2 rRNA genes are annotated in these 2,858 nt (G+C 60.3%); both read right to left on the minus strand.

The features are described from left to right. Positions 1–1,256, minus strand: a 23S ribosomal RNA gene (locus tag VJ923_RS12105); the annotation flags it as partial. Positions 1,257–1,564: 308 nt separating this feature from the next. Continuing rightward, positions 1,565–2,858: ribosomal RNA gene (locus tag VJ923_RS12110) — 16S ribosomal RNA — on the minus strand; the annotation flags it as partial.

Here is a 2,858-nt window from a genome sequence, read left to right on the forward strand (position 1 = left end):
AAAAATCAGTCCGCCGCTTCGGTGCATCGCTTAGCCCCGTGAATTGTCGGCGCATGTCCACTCGACCAGTGAGCTGTTACGCACTCTTTAAATGCATGGCTGCTTCTAAGCCAACATCCTGGTTGTCTGGGCAGACGCACATCCTTTGCCACTCAGCGATGACTTGGGGACCTTAGCGGGCGGTCTGGGCTGTTTCCCTCTCGAGCGCGCAGCTTAGCCCACGCCCTCTGACTCCCGGCCTCTAAACTCGCGGCATTCGGAGTTCGGTTCGAGTCGGTAGGCGGTGAAGCCCCCTCGTCGATCCGGTGGCTCTACCACCGCGAGTGAACGGCCGAGGCTAGCCCTAAAGCTATTTCGGGGAGAACGAGATATCTCCGGGTTTGATTGGCCTTTCACCCCTATCCACAGGTCATCCCCTCCGTTTTCAACCGAAGTGGGTTCGGCCCTCCACGGGGTCTTACCCCCGCTTCAGCCTGCCCATGGATAGCTCACCCGGCTTCGCGTCTGCAGCGTGCGACTCACTCGCCATCTTAAAGGCTCGCTTTCGCTGCGGCTCGTTTCCAAACTTAACCTCGCCGCACACCGCAACTCGCTGGCTCATTCTACAAAAGGCACGCCGTCACACTGTAAAAGTGCTCCGACTGCTTGTGGGCGCACGGTTTCAGGTACTGTTTCACTCCCCTCTCGGGGTGCTTTTCACCTTTCCCTCACGGTACTGGTTCGCTATCGGTCACAGGAGAGTGTTCAGCCTTGGAGGGTGGTCCCCCCGGCTTCGGACCGGGTTTCACGTGCCCGGCCCTACTCGGGATACACTAACAGTGGTCCGTCAGGTTTCGCGTACGGGGCTCTCACCCGCTGCGGCCGGCCCTTCCATGCCGTTCCGCTACCTGACGGATTTGTAACCACTCCACGGAGGGCAGCTCCGTGACGAGTGTCCCGCAACCCCCGGGCGGCAACGCCTGCCGCTTACACGCGCCCGGGTTTGGGCTGGTGCGCTTTCGCTCGCCGCTACTCGCGCAATCTCGGTTGATTTCTCTTCCTCGGGGTACTTAGATGTTTCAGTTCCCCCGGTTGCCTTCCGCGCCCCTATTTGATTCAGGGCGGGATAGCAGGGCATGACCCCTGCTGGGTTCCCCCATTCGGAGACCTGCGGATCAAGGTGTGTTTGCCACTCCCCGCAGATTATCGCAGCTTGCCGCGTCCTTCGTCGACTTCCTGTGCCAAGGCATCCGCCGTGCGCCCTTGGTATCTTGTTCATTACCTAGGTCGCCAAAGAAGTAATCTACTTCTAATGGTTTCGTCCATTGGATATCAATGAGAATTTTTGATTTCCGTCGTATATAACATACGTTTGCGATCGTGATGAATCGTCTTGTCCATGATGCGAACACCCATCGAACCGTACTTGCTATTGCAGCAATGAGGAATTGATGTTGGTGTTGATCATGTTCGTGACTTTCATGTCACGCGCTATGCAACTGTCAAGGTGCGCGGGGGCCCTTTCCGGAGCCCTCGCAACCGGATGCTGGGGATTTCGACTCGAGAGGCTCTAGGTTCTCCCTAGAAAGGAGGTGATCCAGCCGCACCTTCCGGTACGGCTACCTTGTTACGACTTCACCCCCCTTACCCTCCACACCTTCGACGCCTCCCCCCTGAAAGGTTGGGCCGGCGGCTTCGGGTGCAGACGACTCGGGTGGTGTGACGGGCGGTGTGTACAAGGCCCGGGAACGTATTCACCGCGGCATGCTGATCCGCGATTACTAGCAACTCCGACTTCACGCAGGCGGGTTGCAGCCTGCGATCCGAACTGGGACCGGCTTTCCGGGATCCGCTCCCCCTCGCGGGGTGGCAACCCTCTGTACCGGCCATTGTAGCACGTGTGCAGCCCAGGGCATAAGGGGCATGATGACTTGACGTCGTCCCCACCTTCCTCCGGCTTGACGCCGGCAGTCTCCCGCGAGTCCCCAACTGAATGCTGGCAACACGGGACAGGGGTTGCGCTCGTTGCGGGACTTAACCCAACATCTCACGACACGAGCTGACGACAGCCATGCACCACCTGCGCGCACTCCTCTCGGCCACGGCGTCTCCGCCGCTTCATGCGCATGTCAAGCCCTGGTAAGGTTCTTCGCGTTGCTTCGAATTAAGCCACATGCTCCGCTGCTTGTGCGGGCCCCCGTCAATTCCTTTGAGTTTTAGCCTTGCGGCCGTACTCCCCAGGCGGGACGCTTAATGCGTTGGCTGCGGCACGGAGGGACTGTCCCCCCACACCTAGCGTCCATCGTTTACGGCTGGGACTACCAGGGTATCTAATCCTGTTCGCTCCCCCAGCTTTCGCGCCTCAGCGTCAGTGGCGGCCCAGCAGGCTGCCTTCGCCATCGGTGTTCTTCCCGATATCTGCGCATTCCACCGCTACACCGGGAATTCCGCCTGCCTCTACCGCACTCGAGCCGCCCAGTCCGGAACCCGGCCCGAGGTTGAGCCCCGGGATTAGAGGTTCCGCTTAGGCGGCCGCCTACGCGCGCTTTACGCCCAATGAATCCGGATAACGCTCGCCCCCTACGTATTACCGCGGCTGCTGGCACGTAGTTAGCCGGAGCTTCTTCTGCAGGTACCGTCTTGGATCTTCCCTGCTGAAAGCGGTTTACAACCCGAAGGCCTTCGTCCCGCACGCGGCGTTGCTGCGTCAGGCTTTCGCCCATTGCGCAAAATTCCCCACTGCTGCCTCCCGTAGGAGTCTGGGCCGTATCTCAGTCCCAATGTGGCCGGTCGACCTCTCAGTCCGGCTACCCATCGCGGGCACGGTGGGCCGTTACCCCGCCGTCTACCTAATGGGCCGCGACCCCATCCCGCGCCGT

This window comes from Adlercreutzia shanghongiae, from assembly GCF_035830635.1.
In the GTDB taxonomy this organism is placed as follows: domain Bacteria; phylum Actinomycetota; class Coriobacteriia; order Coriobacteriales; family Eggerthellaceae; genus Adlercreutzia; species Adlercreutzia shanghongiae.